Below are 16,463 nucleotides of genomic sequence, written 5' to 3' on the forward strand. Positions count from 1 at the left end.
GCCATCAGCCGTACGCGCCAACAGAAGGTGGACTCGCAATCCCCTTCGGCCTCGCACGGCCCGTCTACCGCCTGGACTCGCAACCCAGAACGGTTCTCAGATCCCGGTTCGCAGCCGGTCCTGAGCTGCGGCTTATCAAGCCGCTCATTTCAAGTCGGCCCCTCATCAGGGCCACGCAGTACCCGCGGGCCCCGGCAAGGGGCTTCGCGGTCGCACCAAGTCCGTCGACAGAAAAGGATCCGCCTCTGGCCTTCGTACTCAGCCCACTCCTCACAGAGGGGGCTCCCGCGCATTCACACGAACCACCGAGTCGCGCTCCCGGCAGGGGGCTCGTCTGCGTTGATCCATATGAAGGCTGGTATCGCCATAGTGCACGAGCTTCGGTCGGCTTGTCAGGTCGGCCACGATCAGGTCAGTACCTCCGGGGTGGAGATTTCCGCAGGTTGCGGTATCTCCACCCCGGAGATCGTGACGTACATCACACCGCTTGCGTGTCACGCGAACGCTTCGCCGGAGGCGGGTTCGACCGCCCGAGTTTTCTCCGGCCGGACTGTCACACCGGCGCCTTCGGCGACACCTGTAGTAGATGTGACCACCTTTTTCGCCACCGCCGTCTCGACCACCTTCGCCGTCCGCGGTCTGTCTCGCGGGACGCGATCTGAGGTTGTTGCCCGCCGTGCGGGAGCGCGGGGGGTGATCCGGGCTGAGTGGGCTCTGTCCACAGGCCAGCCGGTAGAGGCTGCCGGGATGATCCGTTCCCACACCCCTGTCTCCGTGACCTGCGCTGTTCTGTCCGCCCCGGGTGTTCGAGGGGTGTTCCTGTGATGGCGAGTGCGGCGGCTGCCGTTCCCCGTCAGTTGCCGGGCCGTCCGGTGGGGGGTTCGCGTCGGCTGCGGTCGGTGCCGGCGCAGGCTGGTCCGGCGCCGGTGCGGAAAGCGGGGCCTGCATTGGCATTGGGCAGTGACATGAGGGCCCGGCTGGGTGGTGCGGTACGTGCGCTGCTGAGCGCGGACGGTCTCCAGGGTGCGCCGGATTCGGTGCGGCTGGCGGTGCTGGTGCTGGCCTCGCGGACACCCTGGGAGACGGGTGAGGTCGAGATCTACACGCGTGAGCTGGGCCGGTGGATCGGGCTGTCTAAGTCCCATACGGCGAACGCGGTCGTCCCGGCCCTGCGCAACTCCGGCGTCGTCGCGGCGGAGACGGCGGAGGGCGAGTTCACGCAGGACGACGGGCTGCTGTGCGAGGTCGAGCCCATGAAGGCGGCCCGGGGTGTGGTGGGGCACCCGTTGAACCTGGCGAAGAAGGAGCTGGCCACGTTTCTGGCGCTGATGGAGGCCGTGATGGCGCCGGGCTGGGCGCGCCGGGACAGGTCGGTCACTCCGGCCGGGTTGCTGGGGGAACGGACGGGCCGGGGTGCGGCGACGGAGCGTCTGGCGCTGTTGTTGTTGGTGCTGGAGGCGCGGGAGAACGGGTGGGTGCGGCTGCGCGGCGGCCGGGTGGATACACAGCGTGGCCGTCCGGTGGCGACTCTGGCCCGGCTGCTGGGCTGCACTGTGTGGGTGGCGGAAGGAGTGCTGGAGCGGCTGGAGGCTATGGAGCTGGTGGTACGGCCCCGGGTGAAGACGGGGTCCAAGCTGAACCACCGGGCGCGGCTGGTGGTGCCGGCGGTCGCCGCCGCGCACGGCCGCAGGGCCGCTCTTCGCGTCGTGGAGGAGCGTGCGGAGGCTCCGGATCCCGGTTTTTCAGACCCCGGCGCTACGGTAGGGCCTAGTGAGCCCTTGGGTGCCGAGGAAGAAGTGCAGGTCAGCAGCCCGGAAGAAGGCGGCTTCCCCGAGTTTTCAGACCCCGGCGTTACAGGAACCCTTCACACTGATCACACTCACCTGGTTCCTCCCGTCGGTTCTCTGCAGGTCTCTGGTGGCTTTTCCGGCGAAGGCCGTGGAGCGGAAGGTCCGCTGCCGGAGGACGCGTGCGAGCGCGAGGACCAGGCCGCCGATGGCGAAGACGCCGCGGCCGTCCCCGGCCCGAGGTCGGCTGAGGTCGGCCCGCTGCGCGGGGAACAGCCCAAGAAGTCCCCGGCCGATGATCGCGAAGAACAGCCAGCTGCCCGGCCTGGTGCCGGTGCCCGGCCGCAGGCCGTTCGTGGTGAAAAAGCGCAGCAGCAGAGGCGCGTGGACCTGCCGGAGGAGTCTGGCCTGCGGGTGGCACTGGGGCCGGTCTCGTGGCTGTGGCAGGGGCTGTCCAAGTTCCAGCAGGCCCGGGTCCAGCAGGCCGCCGAGGCGGAGCTCGGGCGGCTGGAAGGCTGGACGGGGCAGCAGGAGCTGGCGGCCCGCCGACTGGCGTCCCGCCTCGCCGCTCGACTGGACGAGACCGGCGGCGAGGCCCTGGTCGACCGCCCGTACGGGTGGCTGATCGGGCGGGGCCTGGTGCAGCGCCAGGCGTGCGCGGACCGGCGGTGCGACGACGGAACCCGCCTCGACACCGGTGCCGCCTGCGAGAGCTGCGCCAACGTGCTCCACATCCGCCGCGCCCACCGCGCCCGGATCGCGGCCGAGGTCGACCAAGAGCTGCCCGGCCTCGATGACGCCGCCCGCCGACAGGCCGTCGAGGAACGGCTGCGCGCCCTGACAGCCGTCGACGCCGAGCGGTTCGTACGGCGCCGCGAGGAGGCCCGCGTCCGGGAGGCCGAGCGTGAAGCGGCCCGTGCCGCCGCCCGGGAGCGGGCGGAGCTGGAGCGCCAGGCCGCGGCCGTCGCCGCCACGGTGCGCCAGGCGCTGGCGTGCGAGGACTGCGGGCAGACCGGGGCCGGTGGGCTCTGCGAGGCGTGCGGGTGCCGCCGCGAGACCGAGACGCTCACCGCCCGGGCCGTGCAGCTCGTCGCGGCGCGGACGCTCGACCCTGCGGCCAGTGCGGCTGACGTCGCGGCCCTTAATGTCAGGGTCCGTACGGCCATCGACCGCAAGGTCGCCGCCGAGTGGGCGCAGTTCCTGGAGATCACCGACCCGGCTGAGCTGGAGGACGACCAGGAGCGCGCCGGCCTCGCGGCCGCGCTCACCGCCCACAGCACCGTCCAGCAGATCACCGACCAGGCCGCGGCCAGCGCGCTGGCCGCGTTCGGCCGGACCGACGAAGCCGACACCGAAGCGGACCGGGCCTACCGGACCGAGCAGGGGCGCCGCTGGTTCCAGCACAACCCGACCGGTGAGGCCGCCGTCGCCGCCGCGACCAAGGCCTCCGCCACCGCCCGGAACCGGGTCGCCCAGCACCTGCTCGCGGTGCGCCTGGAGCAGCTGCGCGAGCAGGCCACCACGGTGCGCCCGACCGGACAGACCGGGGCCGGGTCGTGGACGGACCGGCTGCCGGAACTCGCCGCCCGTACCCTCGGCGGCGCCACCGCCGGGGTGGTGATCGCGTGACCACCGTCCAGCCGGAGCTGAGCGGGGTCGACCTCGCGCGCCAGGCCCTGACCGCCGCCCGGGAAGCGGCGAAGAAGAACGGCGCCACCGCCAAGAAGCCTAAGCGGCGCACCACCACCGTCGTACGGCGCGATGGGCGCGAGCCGCTCGGGCTGGGCAGTGCGATCAGCCGGATGCTGACGGAGCGCGGTATGACCGGCCCGGCCGCTGGCGGCAGTGTCCTCGCCCGGTTCGACGCGATCCTGACCGTGGTCGCGCCGGAACTCGTCGGCCGGGTCCGGGCCGTGGGATACGACGCGGACACCGGCCGTCTGGACGTCGTCCCCGACATCCCGGCGGTCGCCACGAAACTCCGCTGGACCGCCCCGAAGCTGGCCGCAGCCGCCAACGCGCAGGTTCCCGGAGCGAACGTCCGCACCGTGCACGTCCTGCCGCCCGCGCCCGCGACGGCCGGCCCCGCCGTGGCAGCCGAACCGGTACCGCCGACGGTGCCCGCCGGACCTGCCGTGCGCCTGCCCGCACCGGCCGGCTACCACGAGGCGCTCGCCGCCCACCGCGCCACCCGGCAGGAGAAGACGGTCACCGACTCGAAGGTCCAGGCCGCCGCCGAACGGCAGATCCGCGAGCAGGCCCGTGAACCGGAGGAACTCTTCGGTGACGGCCGCAAGGCCCTCGAGGAACTCGCCGCCAAGGCCGCCGCTCAGCAACGGGCCGCGACCTCCAGCGACGCGGCCCGGGCCCGAGCACTACAGCGCCTCGCCGCCGAACGAGCTGGTCTCACCACGATCCCACCGGCGGGCGTGCGTGAACCTCTGCACCGTACGGCCTGATCACACGGTGTGCGCCGGGTGGGAAATCAGGGTGATCGGCTGCGAAGCGAAGGAGGTGACTGTCACCCTGGCTGGAGAGGAAAGGGCGGGGAACGTGCGGCGTGACAAACGGCAGATCCAGACGGCGGTACTCGGCAGCGCGGATTCCGAGGAGCCGCTCGTTCTGCCGCTGGAGGCCATCGAACTGGACGCCTTCCGCACGGTCCACGAGCGCGACTCCTTCTGGTGCGGGCTTCTTCTCGGCGGCTGTGGTGGCCGGCTGACGACGAAGCTCTACACCGACCGGGTCTGCCACTTCGCGCACGTGCATCCCGGCCCCGACGGCCAGCCCCACATCTGCGGTCGCCGCGCCCGAGGCATCTCCAGCGCCGACCACTTGTATGTGAAGTCCGCTGCCGCCGCCTGGTTCCGGAACAGGGGCGAGGAGGCCGATATCGCCTTCGCCCAGCCGAGCGGGGCACCGGTCGGCTCGCTGGTGGACATCACCTCCCGTCACCGCCGGCTGCGCGTGCACCTGGACCAGGTGGTGGAGCCGGTGTGGGACGACGACGGCATCGAGCCGGTGCTGGGGATGTCGGTGCCGGTCGACCGGGACACCCTGATCCGCCGCTGGTACGTGCACCGGATCCGGCTGGACAGCAAAGGCACCGCCCGTCGGGTGCAGATCGGCACCGAGGCGTTCGCGCGGCCCGTCGAGTGGTTCGAGCTGAACACGTGCACGATGACCGAGCGCGGCCTGTCGACACCGGCGGTAGAGAAGATCATCCGCTCCCGTACCAGCCGGCCCGCCCCGGCCTGGACGGCTGGCAGGGCACGCAATGCCCCGGCCTGGACGGCTGATACGGCACACAAAGCCCCGGACGCCGAGCGGCCGCAGGTTCTGCTGTGCCAGCTCGCCGACGCCCGCAAGGTGGGGGCCGTCGTCGTCGTGTCCCGGCTGTGTGACCAGATCGCCGAGGTCACCGGGGCCGAGGAGGAAACGCAGGCACAGCTGGGGGCCGCCGTCGCGGATGCCAGGCGCTGGCTGGAGCAGCAGACCGAGGTCCGCCGCAGCCTCCTCGCCGATCTGGACGCCGCTGTTGCCGCAGGCCGTACCCAGCGTGTTCGGACGCTGCTCACTCACGTCAACATGACCGCCGGCCCCGATCGCACCGAGGAGGAGATCCGCGTGGTCGGCGCGGCCGCCGACCACGTCGCCTCGGTCGCCTCGGCGGCGGCCGAGCGCGTGCATGCCCTCCTGGAGGGCCTCCGCAGCCTCCCCCAGAACCGGGCCAAAGACCAGCTGCGCCCCCAGGTACAGCAGCTGATTCAGGCAGCGGCCCAAGTCGGCCGTCTTCTCGGGCAGCGCCAGCAGATCCAGATCGCTGCCTGGAAGGTGCGCGCGGGCCTCGACAAGCCGGCCCCGGCCCAGACAGCCGCGCCCCGCACGCCGGTGGGGTGGCCACAGCAGCGCCCGCAGCTGCACAAGCAGGTCGCTCGGCGGCACTGGATCAAGACCAGCTGTCCACGCTGCCGGGCGGGCAGCGGCCAGGAGTGCGTCATCGGCAACGGGAGCCGCACCCGTCAGGTGCGGCACGTGCCCCATGACGAGCGGCTCCAGCCGATCATCGACGAACGCAGGGAACGGCAGAGGAACCAGCCGAAGCCGCCGCCCCCGTGGCGGGTGTATGAGGTGACCTGTCCTGACTGCGGCCAGGGCGCTGACGCCCGGTGCACGACGACGGGCGGCCCGCACCGCTCACGCGTCGAACGGGCCAAGGAGTTCACCCGCCTTCGAAAGCCCCGGCCCGAGACCGGCACAGAGGCGTGACCTGACGAGGCCCCCCCTTTGCCCGAGAGGCTGGGTTCAGCGGAAGGAACATTCCACGACTCAGCTACATGTCCACCATTAGATCCGACTGAAATTACGACGAGGGAGTATTCGTGCTTGAGAGCCCTGAAGCTAAAATGTGGGGTTTCATTTTCATCGCGGCAGTTGTCGGGATATTTGGCATTGTCTGGGGTTCCAGTACAGGGAACGCTGTGGCGCTCGTAGCAGGGGCCGTCGCAACCGCAGGCGCCCTGAGCTTTGCGATCATGATGATCCGTCGTACAAAAGCTTGAAGGTAGCTTCTGCGGTCAATTGAAGGTGCAGGAGCAGGTCAACGGCGGCCCAGTCCCGCAGGAGCCGAAGAAGCCTGCCATCAGAGCCAGAGCGACGGCGTAGATCATTGCGAACCGTCCGTGCTTGCGGCCCAGCAGAAAAGGGCGGGTCTCGGTGCTGAGCCACCAGGAGACGCTGGGCAGCGTCGTGAAAGCGAACGCTGCGAGCGGGACGAAGATCTGCAGCCAGAAAGTGCAGGTTGTCCTCTGCGGGCAGCCGCTGGCCCCACCGGTGGCCCGCACGGTGCAGAAACGACCCGCGGGCTGTTCGTGGTGGAAAGACGCAGCAGCAGAAGCGGGTGGACCTGCCGGAGGTGTCTGGTCTGCGGGTGGCTCTGGGGCCGGTCTCGTGGCTGTGGCAGGGGCTGTCCAGGTGGCAGCAGGGCCGGGTCGTGGAGGCTGCGGAGGCGGAGCTCGGCCGGCTGGAAGGTTGGGTCGGTCAGCAGGAGGCGGCTGCACGTCGGCTCGCGGCCCGCCTCACTGCCCGCCTGGCGGAGACCGGCGGCGAGGCCCTGGTCCAGCGCCCGTACGGGTGGCTGATCGGGCGGGGCCTGGTGCAACGTCAGGCGTGCGCCGACCGGCGGTGCGACGACGGCACCCGCCTCGACACGGGTACCGACTGCGAGAACTGCGCCAACGTGCTCCACGTGCGTCGGGCCGCCCGGATCCGGGTCGCGGCCGAGGTCGGCCAGGAGCTGCCCGGCCTCGATGACGCCGCCCGCCGCCAAGTCGTCGAGGAGCGGCTGCAATCCCAGACGGCCGCCGACGCGAAGCGGTTCGTATGGCGCCGCGAGGAGGCCCGCGTCCGGGAGGCCGAGCGGGAAGCGGCCCGCGCCGCCGCCCAGGAGCGAGCCGATCTGAAGCGTCAGGCTGCGGCCGTCGCCGCCACGGTGCGCCAGGCGCTGGCGTGCGAGGACTGCGGGCAGACCGGGGCCGGTGGGCTCTGCGAGGCGTGCGGCTGCCGCCGCGAGACCGAGACGCTCACCGTACGGGCCGTGCAGCTCGTCGCGGCCAGGACCCTCGACCCGTCGGCCAGCGCGGTTGACGTCGCGGCCCTTGAGGTCAGGGTCCGTGTAGCGATCGACCGCAAGGTCGCCGCCGAGTGGGCGGAGTTCCTGGAGCTCTCCCCGGCTGAGCTGGAGGACGACCAGGAGCGCGCCGACCTCGCGGCCGCGCTCACCGCCCACAGCACCGTCCAGCAGATCACCGACCAGGCCGAGACCAGCGCGGTGGCCGCGTTCGGCCGGACCGACGAAGCCCAAGCCGAGGCGGATCGCGCCTACCGGACCGAGCAGGGGCGCCGCTGGTTTCAGCACAACCCGACCGGTGAGGCCGCCGTCGCCGCCGCGACCAAGGCCTCCACCACCGCCCGGGACCGCGTCGCCCAGCACCTGCTGACGGTACGCCTGGACCAGCTGCGCGAGCAGGCCACCACGGTGCGCCCGACCGGACAGACCGGGGCCGGGTCGTGGACGGACCGGCTGCCGGAACTCGCCGCCCGTACCCTCGGCGCCGACACCACCGGGGCGGTGATCGCGTGACCACCGTCCAGCCGGAGCTGAGCGGGGTCGACCTCGCGCGCCAGGCCCTGACCGCCGCCCGGGAAGCGGCGAAGAAGAACGGCGCCACCGCCAACAAGCCTAAGCGGCGCACCACCACCGTCGTACGGCGCGACGGCCGCGAACCGCTCGGGCTGGGCAGTGCGATCAGCCGGATGCTGACCGAACGCGGCATGACCGCCCCGGCCGCCGGCGGAACCGTCCTCGCGCAGTTCGACACGATCCTCGCCGCGGTCGCGCCCGAACTCGCCGAGCGGGTCCAGGCCGTGGCGTTCGACGCGGACACCGGACGCCTGGACATCGTCCCCGCCACCCCGGCAGCCGCCACGAAACTCCGCTGGACCGCCCCGAAGCTGAGCGCGGCCGCCAACGCGCAGGTCCCCGGAGCGAACGTCCGCACCGTGCACGTCCTGCCGCCCGCGCCCGCGACGGCCCGCCCCGCCGTGGCAGCCGAACCGGTACCGCCGACGGTGCCCGCCCGACCTGCCGTGCGCCTGCCCGCACCGGCCGGCTACCACGAGGCGCTCGCCGCCCACCGCGCCACCCGGCAGGAGAAGACGGCCACCGACTCGAAGGTCCGGGCCGCCGCCGAACGGCAGATCCGCGAACGGCTCCGGGAACCCGAAGACGACTTCGGCGACGGCCGCCAAGCCCTCGAGGAACTCGCCGCCAAGGAAGCCGCCCAGCAACGGACCGTGACCTCCAGCGACGCAGCCCGGGCCCGAGCGCTCCAGCGCCTCGCCGCCGAACGAGCTGGTCTCACCACGATCCCACCGGCGGCCGCGCGTGGACCTCTGCACCGTACGGCCTGATCACACGGTGTGCGCTGAGCGGGAAATCAGGGTGATCGGCTGCGGAGTGAACAGGGTTACTGCCACGCTGGGTTGAGAGGAAAGGCAGGGGCACGTGCGGCGTGACAAACGGCAGATCCAGACGGCGGTACTCGGCAGCGCGGATTCCGAGGAGCCGCTCGTTCTGCCGCTGGAGGCCATCGAACTGGACGCCTTCCGCAGCTTTCATGAACAGGACTCCTTCTGGTGCGGGCTTCTCCTCGGCGGCTGCGGTGGCCGGCTGACGACGAAGCTCTACACCGACCGGGTCTGCCACTTCGCGCACCATCCCGGCCCGGACGGCCAGCCCCATGACTGTGGCCGTCGGGCCCGCAGCGTGAACAGCGCGGACCACCTCTACGTGAAGTCCGCGGCCGCCGCCTGGCTTCGCAGCCGTGGCACGCGGGCCGACTTCGACTTCGCGCAGCCGGACGGCAGCCCCCTGGGCTCCGTCGTCGACATCCAGCTCGCGCACAAGAAGCTGCGGGTGCACCTGGACCAGAGCGTGGCCCCGCAGTGGGACAGTGAGGACGAGCCGGTCCTCGGCCTCTCGGTCCCGGTGGACCAGGACACCCTGATCAGACGCTGGTACGTGCACCGCATCCGCCTGGACAGCGAAGGCACCGGCCGGCACGTCCGTATCGGTACCGAGGCCTTCGCCCGGCCCACCGAGTGGTTTTCCCTGGACGAGTGCGAGGTCACCGACCGTGGACTCTCCACCCCGGCCATCGAACGGATCATTCAGGCACACAGCACACCCGGGCGGGCGCGATGGACTCCGGGCAAGAAGCAGGAGACGTTGCCGCAGGACGGGCGGGCGCAGGAGCTGATGCGTCGGCTGCTTTACGCCCGCCGGACCGAGTCGCCCGACCTTACGGCGGCGGTGTGCCGCGAGATCGCCGGCCTTTCCGGAGTCAGCGCCCAACTGCAGAAGCGGCTGGAGGCCGCACATCACAGTGCTCTGCTCTGGGCAGAGAAAGAAGCCGAGTCTCGCCGCACCGAGGTACACGAGCTCAACCAAGCCGTGGCCGCTGAGAAGCTCAGCCAGGTGAAGAGCTTGATCGCCCAGGTCAAAAAGGCCACCAAAGTCGACCGGACGATGGAAGAGGAAGCGGCGATCCGCGCGGCTGCGGAATACCTGACGGCGGCGATTCCAGCGGCACTCGCACACCTGAATAAACTTCTCGAAGAAGTAAGCCGCATTCCGGCCAACGGCGACCCGGATCTACTGGCCCTCAAGGTCCAGCAGATGACCCACGGAGCTGATGAACTCGCACGAGCCGGAAAGAAGGTGCGGCACCAGCGTGCCGAGATCTCTCTATGGAAGGAGCGGCTCGAGTCACTCCTCGCTCTCCCTCCACGCTCCCCGGTGCCGGGACCGTTGCACCAGTTGGTCGGCCGGGGGTACTGGACCACGAAAACATGCCCGCTGTGTGGAGCCGATCGCGGCCAGCAGTGCGTCACCCTGGGCGGTCCCCGCACAGGGCAATTGCGAGGCACTCCCCATGCCGACCGGCTGCGGCTCTTCCTCAGAGAGATCGGGGATCGAAAGACGGAAGAAACGGGAAGAGCGCCTACCATTTGGCAGGTGTACGACGTGACCTGCCCCGCCTGCCAGAAAGGTCCAGGGGCCTGGTGCCTGTCACCGGGCAGGCCGCACACACGGCGATACCAGCTTGCCGCAGACTTTACGCAGCAGAGAAAACCGAATACGGAAAATGAGAACAGCCAGCAAGACATCTACCAGGCCGCACCTGGCGTTCCGGAACTTTGAGATATTGGACCAGGGCCGCCGTGTCCTGGTGGGTGTCAGTGGCCGGGGATCAGCTCGGGCATGGAGGACGCTGCTGTGCTCGGCCAGGTGATGGCGTCAGGCACACGGCTGTGCCCGGCGTGGCCGCTCTCGGCCCGGTGCGCGGTACGGACCCGGTCCAGGAGGGCTGTCAGTGCGGGAGGCTCGAACGTGGCGCGGGGGCCTTGGGTGAGTTCGTGGATCAGGGCGCTGAGCCCGGCACAGTTGAAGGTGCGGTGGGCATAGTCGGTCGCGGCCAGGAGCAGCCCCTGGACGGCGGTCATGTTGGCGGCCGCCACCCTGTTCAGCTCCTGTCGGGTGAGGTCGTGGTGGTCCAGGGTCAGCCGGCCGCAGTCACAGAACCCCATCCTCTCGGCCAGGGCGATGGACTCGTCTTCGGCAAGGACGTCTCCGACAGCGTCGACGCCGATGAGCCCGAAGTCGACAGCGATCTGGAAGGCGGGGTGGCATACGGCCGGGTCCGCCGCGTACTCACCGGTCAGCGGGGCGTGGGGGCGGTCGACGACGGGCGGCCGCGAGGACCGGCGACGGGGGCGCGAAGTGGGCATACCGCGCTCAACAGGCCAGGGGCGGGATTGGTCACCGCCGCCGCCCGGCCGTGTTGACGTCTCGTGCGTGCGGCGGTGCTCGATGCGGGCTGCCGCCAGCTGCGGTTCGCGCTGTGCGTGCGCTGCGTGCAGGCGGTCGAAGCCGACGTATCCGCCCCTCCCGTCCCGCCCCAGGACGCCTTCCTCGAAGAAACGGCGGAAGGAGTCGGTCAGCGCGTCGGTGGTCAGCGGCGGTTCTTCGTTCGGGCTGAGGGACGCCAGCAGCCCCGGATGGTCCTCCATGTAGGTCAGGGTCAGGGCGGTCAGGATGTCTGCGCACGGCCGTGTGTTCACCGCGGGTTCGCGGATGACGCTCTTCGCGGGGCGGGTGAAGCTCCCGGGCGGGCGGCGTGACGGCGCGGAAACCCGGGAATTCCCCCTCGCGGTGCTTCATTGGGTGGCAGCACCGGTGGCCGAAGTCTTCACCGGGCCCGATCACCCCGTGGGGGCCGCTCGCCGTTCTGCGCACCCGTTCAGTCGCGCGGCGGTGCGAGAAGTCCTCGGGCCGACTCGGCGGCGGTGAGGGCATCTTCGACGGTGGGGTGGAGCTGGAGGAAGGTGTCGGCGCCGACGATGTGCAGGAGCCGGTGCACGGGGGGCGAGGGCGCGGCGATCCTGAGGTCGGCCTGGTCATGGACGGTCAGGACGAGCCGGAGGAAGGCGGAGTCGGCGAACGTGATGCTGCTGGCGTCCAGGACGACGGCGCCGTGTCCGGACGTTGCGGCTTCGATCTGGGCGGTCAGGGGCCCGAGGGAGTCCAGGTCCAGGTCTCCCCGGGGGGTGAGCACCGGTACCGGGCCGGGGTCGGGGACGTCAGGGTTCGTCATGGGGAAAGTATCTCCAAGGCGTTGCAGGACGGCGGTGCCGGGGAGGCAGCCGACCGGGGGTCGCCTGAGCCACGGCACCGGCCTGACCCTCGCCGGACTGCTCGTCTGCTGGATACAGCACCTGCTGGAACGCGGAAACCCGGCTGCCTGGCATTCCGCCCGGCCGCCCAGGGTCAGCTGGGCGGCCGGCGGTGCGTCAGGTAGGTCAGTCGTCGGTTCCGGGAGGCAGGCCGTCGTCCAGGATGATGTGGATGGTGTCTCCCTGCCCATGTACGCCTGCGAGTTTCGCCGCGATGCGGTGGTAGGCGGTCGTGGCCAGTGCCCAGTCACTCTGGAAAGGGGGGGCACTGGAGCGGGTGTTCCACAGCTCGATCAGCAGGGCGATGAGGGAGCGTCCGGACAGGACGGTCTGGATGCGTCCGTCCTTGATGTCGTCGACCGAGGGCGGGGTGCGGAAGTGGCTGTGGTTGACGGCCAGGGCGGAGAGCCATTCCCAGGTGTCACGGTGGGCGGTCAGGTCCGCGGAGGCCACCCCGGCCGCCTTGAGCAGCAGCACTCCGTGGGCGACCAGGGGGTCGTGTTTCACGGCGGGCGCCTGCGAGGCGGGCGCGGCGGGCTCGGCCGCAGGGACAGCGGTGCCCTGGTAGGCGGCCTCGATCGCGCGCTTCAGTTCGAGGTCCTGGTCCTGCTTGTGTTCGGGCTCGCGCTCGCTGTTTTCCACGGTTCCCCCCTGGGACTCGGTGGCGGTGTTGGTTGAGGTGGGCGGCTGCACCGTCGTGGTGGCCGCAGAGTCATCGGTTTGCGCTCCGGGCACTGCGGGCGCTGTCCCGGCGTCCGTCAGCCGGCTGTCGCCGGGTTCCCCTCCCGTCTCTGCGGGGCGCACGAGAGGGCCCAGGGCATCGACGAGGTCCAGCAGCTGCCGGAGCTCGCCCCGGGTCTCGTTCAGATCGCTGATCATCCGGTCCTGGCGGCGGCGTACCTCCCGGTTCTCCTCGCGCAGACCCGTGACGCCTCCCTGGACGACCTCCAGGATCTTCAGGCGGCTCTGGGTGAGTTCGCCGTGCAGAGCGGTCAGCCCGACCGTTGGGTCATCGAGGCGCCCCAGCTGGCTGCGTATCGCCTCCAGTTCCTTCATCGCGTCGGCGAACGCGTCTTTCCACTTCACCGGGGCCCCCACCTCACTTTGAGTAAACGTACTGTCACAGCGGTACTTTGCTCCGAGCGCGGCGGCTGTCCTGCCAGCTCACGAGGATTTGGCTTGATCCGGAAGGCGGGGGCCGAATCGCACGGTGTCGCCTCGTGTTGTGCTGTGGCGCCGCCCCCACCCGCTGTCACACATTCCGGTGATCTACGACGGAAAGCCCACCTGCGGGGGGCTGCTCACACAGGATCGGCCGGTGATCACTTCGATTTCCTTCCGGCCCCGTCGGGCCGCCCACGTTCTGCTGCTCGTCCCGCTGCTCACCTTCACCGCTGTCGGCTGCGGGGACGCACCGCCCGCCGGGCATGCCGACCGCATCGAGAAGGCGGCAGGCGTCGCGTCGTTCAGAATCACCTGCACCCGGGACATGTGGGCCCGCACCAGTCACCCCGAATACGGTCGTGAGTCGTTCGACCAGGCCAAACCGCACAAGCTCGCGGGCGAGCGCGCGCAGCGCGGTCTGGTTGAAGTCACGCTCACGGGAACGCAGCTCGTCGACTACCTCAAGCAGTTGGAGAGGGACATCGGCGGCGGCTGGAATGCGAACTCCGACGACGAGCCGATGGCACGGCGCATGTATGCCGCGATCGCGCCGGTGGTCGACCGTATCCAGGCGGGCGTCCAGCCGACCGAGCTGCCCGAGGCTGTCGTAGACGATGCGGCTGTGCCCGCCGGGCCCGCTCGCCCCTCCGGAGCCCCGCACCGCTGAGGCGGCATCCGCAAAAGGGCGTGACCGTGGCACTGCCCGTTCCAGTCTGGGCCGGCCCGTAGCCGAGGCGCATGGAGGACTGGGGCGCCTCCGTGCTCGGTGCGGGCCCGCCCTTTGGCATGCCGGTCCACCCGCACCTCGAAGTCCGGCGGGCGCGCGCGGGGGCGGGTGTCACTTCGCTCCGCGCGAGCCCTTCGCCGCGGCGGACTGTGCGCGGGCAGGAAAACCGGTCTGCGCGGTCCGGCTGCCCGGGTTCTTCGCGCCGGCGGACTGCACCCGCGAGGCCGCCTGCGGTGTCATGGGCCCGCGCTGGCCTCCGGAGCCTTTGCCACTGTTCTTCCCCATGCCGATCACCTCGTTTTCCAGCATGGGCAAAGCTGGCCCCGGCCGCCACCGGGTCCTCCCGGGGGCGGCCTCGTTGATCAGCGCGGACAGCGCCGTGAACAGGTGCTGACGAGAGCAGGGAGTGGGAGATGACGGTAGCGGTCGCCCCGGAGGCCCGGGCCGCGCAGCGGCGGATCATCGGCACGATCAACACGTCTGGGAGGCTGAACGCGGACGGGCTGGCCCTGTGGCGGGAGGTTAACTGCGGTGAGTGGAAGGCGACCGCCGCCGACCTCAGCAGCGATCTGGACCTGCTCCAGGTCCCGCATACCGTCGTGACGGCTTTCCGCTTCCCGCTCGCCAGCTCCTACAGCAAGGCCATGCGTGAAGGCGAGGAGGTCCGCATTCTGCGCGAGAACCTGGGCCACCTGCTGCCGTGGATGCCGTCGCTGGAGCAGGTGATTGCCGACATCCCCGAGGACGCCCCGCACTGGGACTTCACGGTGTTCCAGCCCCGGGCCGACGGCATGGCCGTCGCCATCCTGCGGCTGTCGGCGGAGTGGCCCACCTGGTCGAAGAAGCAGGCCCGCGCCGCCCGGCTGGTCTGTGCGGAGTGTGACTACGACCTGCGCGACCAGGCCGAGGACCGGGCTCCGTTCGATGTCCGGCTGCCCGAGCAGCCGGGGCGTCGGCGGCTGGTGTGCGGGAAGTGCTGCAACGGCGGCGTGGACGAGATGGAGCGCCTGGCCGCGCTTGCCGGAAAGCCGTCGTGACGATCGCCGGGCCGGGCACGGACCGGCTGCTGGTCGCGGACCTGGTGGGCCTGCTGGGCGACGCCGAGCACTACAGCGGCCCCGGTTCTACGCCCGGCAGCCGGCTGGACTATCTGGAGCGGCGGGCCGCGCTGCTGCACCGGCTCGTAGACGTCGTCGGGGACGAGTCCTCCCGCTACTTCGCCCAGGACGCCGAGGACCGCGCCGCGGGCGTACGCGCCGGTGCCGAGGCCCTGGCGCGGGAGTGCGGCGACCCGCCGCCCGCACCGCGCCGCCCGCGGTGAACGCTCAGGCTCCGAGGAAGAGCTGAGATAGAGCGGCCGCCATCTCCAGAGCCGCCGGCGTAGATTCAGGCGGTGGCCGGCTGCGGGGGGACGGGGTGGCTGTGCTGCTCCTCCCACTCCTTGATCACCGTGCGCAGCATGGCGGCGATCTCGGGGTTGGTCCCCTTGCGGGCGGCCAGGGAGCGCAGGTACGGCTCCGCTCCCTGGAGCATGCCGGAGCGGGGGTGGAGCGTCACCAGGGCGCGGTGGGTGCCGCGGTTGAGGTGGTGGCACCAGGCGTCGATGTCGATTCGCCCCTCGGGTGCGGCGATATGCCCGTCGACGAAGCCACCTGCGGGCTGGGTGCAGCTGTTCCAGCCGTAGTCGCCGATGCACCGCTCGCAGGCGAGGGTGCCGTGCATGTCCGGGTAGCGGCGCTGCCACTCGCCATCGAGGGCGATGACGTCTCCGGCGAGCGGGATGTTCTTGGCGCACAGGCAGCACCTGATGCGGAATGCGACGGACATGGCGGATCTCCACTCACCCTGCGGGCCGGACGGATGTGCTCAGCCTGGCAGCCGGCCCGGGTTCTGCAGCGTCGCCATGCCGTCCGTCGCCGCCGCCCGCGCGGTGTGCGAAACACGCAGTGAAACACCAGGGGTGAAACGCACTCCCGTCTCACCCCTGACCTGCATGAATGTCCTGTGTCACCGAACTTTGAGCGATTGTCACCGAAGCCTGAGCGGTAGGGGCCGAGCGTCAGGAGCGACCGTTGTCGACGACGAGTTGCACCAAGCCGACCCATGGAAAGTCGCCGCTTCTATGGACCGCGCGCACTTTCCACTGACCTGCCGGGAGCTGCACGGGGGCCTGATCCGAGTGGCCCCCGTGGGGATAGTTCACTCCCAGATCGGCACCCGCTTCGGCCGAGTCCATCAACACTGCCGGGCCGTCAGTGACCCACAGTCCGCTGTCCTCCCAAGCGGTGTCCGGATCGGCCAGAACCGCCGCGGCTGCCGTGAACACCTCGGCCTCGGAGTCCGCGGCCAGCCACCGCACGAACAGCAGTGTCTCCGGCAGGAAGCACGTCTTGGCAGGTTCATCGGCCAGGACAAGAGCAGTAGCGGTGCCCGTTCCCACGGGGATCACACCGGCCAAGTCCTCCACCTCACAGGCGCGGTCGTAGTCA

14 protein-coding genes and 1 pseudogene are annotated in these 16,463 nt (G+C 70.7%); 9 read left to right on the plus strand and 6 right to left on the minus strand.

Translation table 11 applies throughout. The annotated features are described in order from the left end of the window. Positions 1-965: 965 nt before the first annotated feature. The 6 genes from PZB77_RS30975 (at position 966) to PZB77_RS31000 (ending at position 10,551) form a co-directional block, all read left to right on the plus strand. Positions 966-3,416 (plus strand): hypothetical protein, encoded by a 2,451-nt coding sequence (locus PZB77_RS30975; RefSeq protein ID WP_275496341.1) that lies wholly within the window; start codon positions 966-968, stop codon positions 3,414-3,416. Continuing rightward, positions 3,413-4,246, plus strand: coding sequence for a DciA family protein (locus PZB77_RS30980; protein WP_275496342.1), 834 nt, complete (start codon positions 3,413-3,415; stop codon positions 4,244-4,246). Before PZB77_RS30975 ends, PZB77_RS30980 begins: the two co-directional genes overlap by 4 nt. A gap of 31 nt (positions 4,247-4,277) precedes the next feature. Then, positions 4,278-6,056, plus strand: a complete 1,779-nt coding sequence (locus PZB77_RS30985; protein WP_275496343.1) for a hypothetical protein — start codon at positions 4,278-4,280, stop codon at positions 6,054-6,056. A 661-nt stretch (positions 6,057-6,717) separates the two neighbouring features. Next, complete coding sequence (locus PZB77_RS30990; RefSeq protein ID WP_275496344.1) at positions 6,718-7,929, plus strand: hypothetical protein; 1,212 nt, start codon at positions 6,718-6,720, stop codon at positions 7,927-7,929. Then, the gene (locus tag PZB77_RS30995) at positions 7,926-8,759 is read left to right on the plus strand and encodes a DciA family protein (RefSeq protein ID WP_275496345.1); all 834 of its coding nucleotides are present in this window, start codon (positions 7,926-7,928) and stop codon (positions 8,757-8,759) included. The genes PZB77_RS30990 and PZB77_RS30995 overlap by 4 nt, the downstream gene beginning before the upstream one ends. A gap of 94 nt (positions 8,760-8,853) precedes the next feature. Beyond that, on the plus strand, positions 8,854-10,551 hold the full coding sequence (locus PZB77_RS31000; protein WP_275496346.1) for a hypothetical protein: 1,698 nt from the start codon (positions 8,854-8,856) through the stop codon (positions 10,549-10,551). Between the two features lie 35 nt (positions 10,552-10,586). Here PZB77_RS31000 and PZB77_RS31005 read toward each other — a convergent pair whose 3' ends face one another. The 3 genes from PZB77_RS31005 to PZB77_RS31015 form a co-directional block, all read right to left on the minus strand. Beyond that, a complete protein-coding gene (locus PZB77_RS31005) occupies positions 10,587-11,420 on the minus strand; it encodes a hypothetical protein (RefSeq protein WP_275496347.1) in 834 nt (277 codons plus the stop codon). A gap of 230 nt (positions 11,421-11,650) precedes the next feature. After that, complete coding sequence (locus tag PZB77_RS31010; RefSeq protein WP_275496348.1) at positions 11,651-12,004, minus strand: STAS domain-containing protein; 354 nt, start codon at positions 12,002-12,004, stop codon at positions 11,651-11,653. 205 nt (positions 12,005-12,209) lie between these two features. After that, positions 12,210-13,169: a hypothetical protein gene (locus PZB77_RS31015; protein WP_275496349.1), complete on the minus strand. Its 960-nt coding sequence runs from the start codon at positions 13,167-13,169 to the stop codon at positions 12,210-12,212. Positions 13,170-13,401: 232 nt separating this feature from the next. Here PZB77_RS31015 and PZB77_RS31020 point away from each other — a divergent pair, with 232 nt between their 5' ends. Then, positions 13,402-13,914 carry a hypothetical protein gene (locus PZB77_RS31020; RefSeq protein WP_275496350.1) on the plus strand — a complete coding sequence of 171 codons (513 nt, stop codon included), beginning with the start codon at positions 13,402-13,404 and terminating at the stop codon, positions 13,912-13,914. A gap of 171 nt (positions 13,915-14,085) precedes the next feature. Here PZB77_RS31020 and PZB77_RS31025 read toward each other — a convergent pair whose 3' ends face one another. Continuing rightward, the gene (locus tag PZB77_RS31025) at positions 14,086-14,283 is read right to left on the minus strand and encodes a hypothetical protein (RefSeq protein ID WP_275496383.1); all 198 of its coding nucleotides are present in this window, start codon (positions 14,281-14,283) and stop codon (positions 14,086-14,088) included. A gap of 104 nt (positions 14,284-14,387) precedes the next feature. On the opposite strand from PZB77_RS31025, the gene PZB77_RS31030 reads away from it, so the two are divergent. Together PZB77_RS31030 and PZB77_RS31035 are read left to right on the plus strand one after the other, a co-directional pair. Next, positions 14,388-15,011, plus strand: coding sequence for a hypothetical protein (locus PZB77_RS31030; RefSeq protein ID WP_275496351.1), 624 nt, complete (start codon positions 14,388-14,390; stop codon positions 15,009-15,011). Beyond that, positions 15,008-15,295 carry a hypothetical protein gene (locus PZB77_RS31035; protein WP_275496352.1) on the plus strand — a complete coding sequence of 96 codons (288 nt, stop codon included), beginning with the start codon at positions 15,008-15,010 and terminating at the stop codon, positions 15,293-15,295. Before PZB77_RS31030 ends, PZB77_RS31035 begins: the two co-directional genes overlap by 4 nt. Positions 15,296-15,360: 65 nt before the next feature. On the opposite strand, the gene PZB77_RS31040 is transcribed toward PZB77_RS31035, so the two are convergent. Together PZB77_RS31040 and PZB77_RS31045 are read right to left on the minus strand one after the other, a co-directional pair. Then, the gene (locus PZB77_RS31040; protein WP_275496353.1) at positions 15,361-15,801 is read right to left on the minus strand and encodes a hypothetical protein; all 441 of its coding nucleotides are present in this window, start codon (positions 15,799-15,801) and stop codon (positions 15,361-15,363) included. A 232-nt stretch (positions 15,802-16,033) separates the two neighbouring features. After that, positions 16,034-16,462 (minus strand): annotated as a pseudogene (locus PZB77_RS31045) (Imm21 family immunity protein); the annotation flags it as partial. Between the last annotated feature and the right edge of the window lies 1 nt (position 16,463).

The sequence above is a fragment of the Streptomyces sp. AM 2-1-1 genome, assembly GCF_029167645.1.
Lineage (GTDB): Bacteria > Actinomycetota > Actinomycetes > Streptomycetales > Streptomycetaceae > Streptomyces.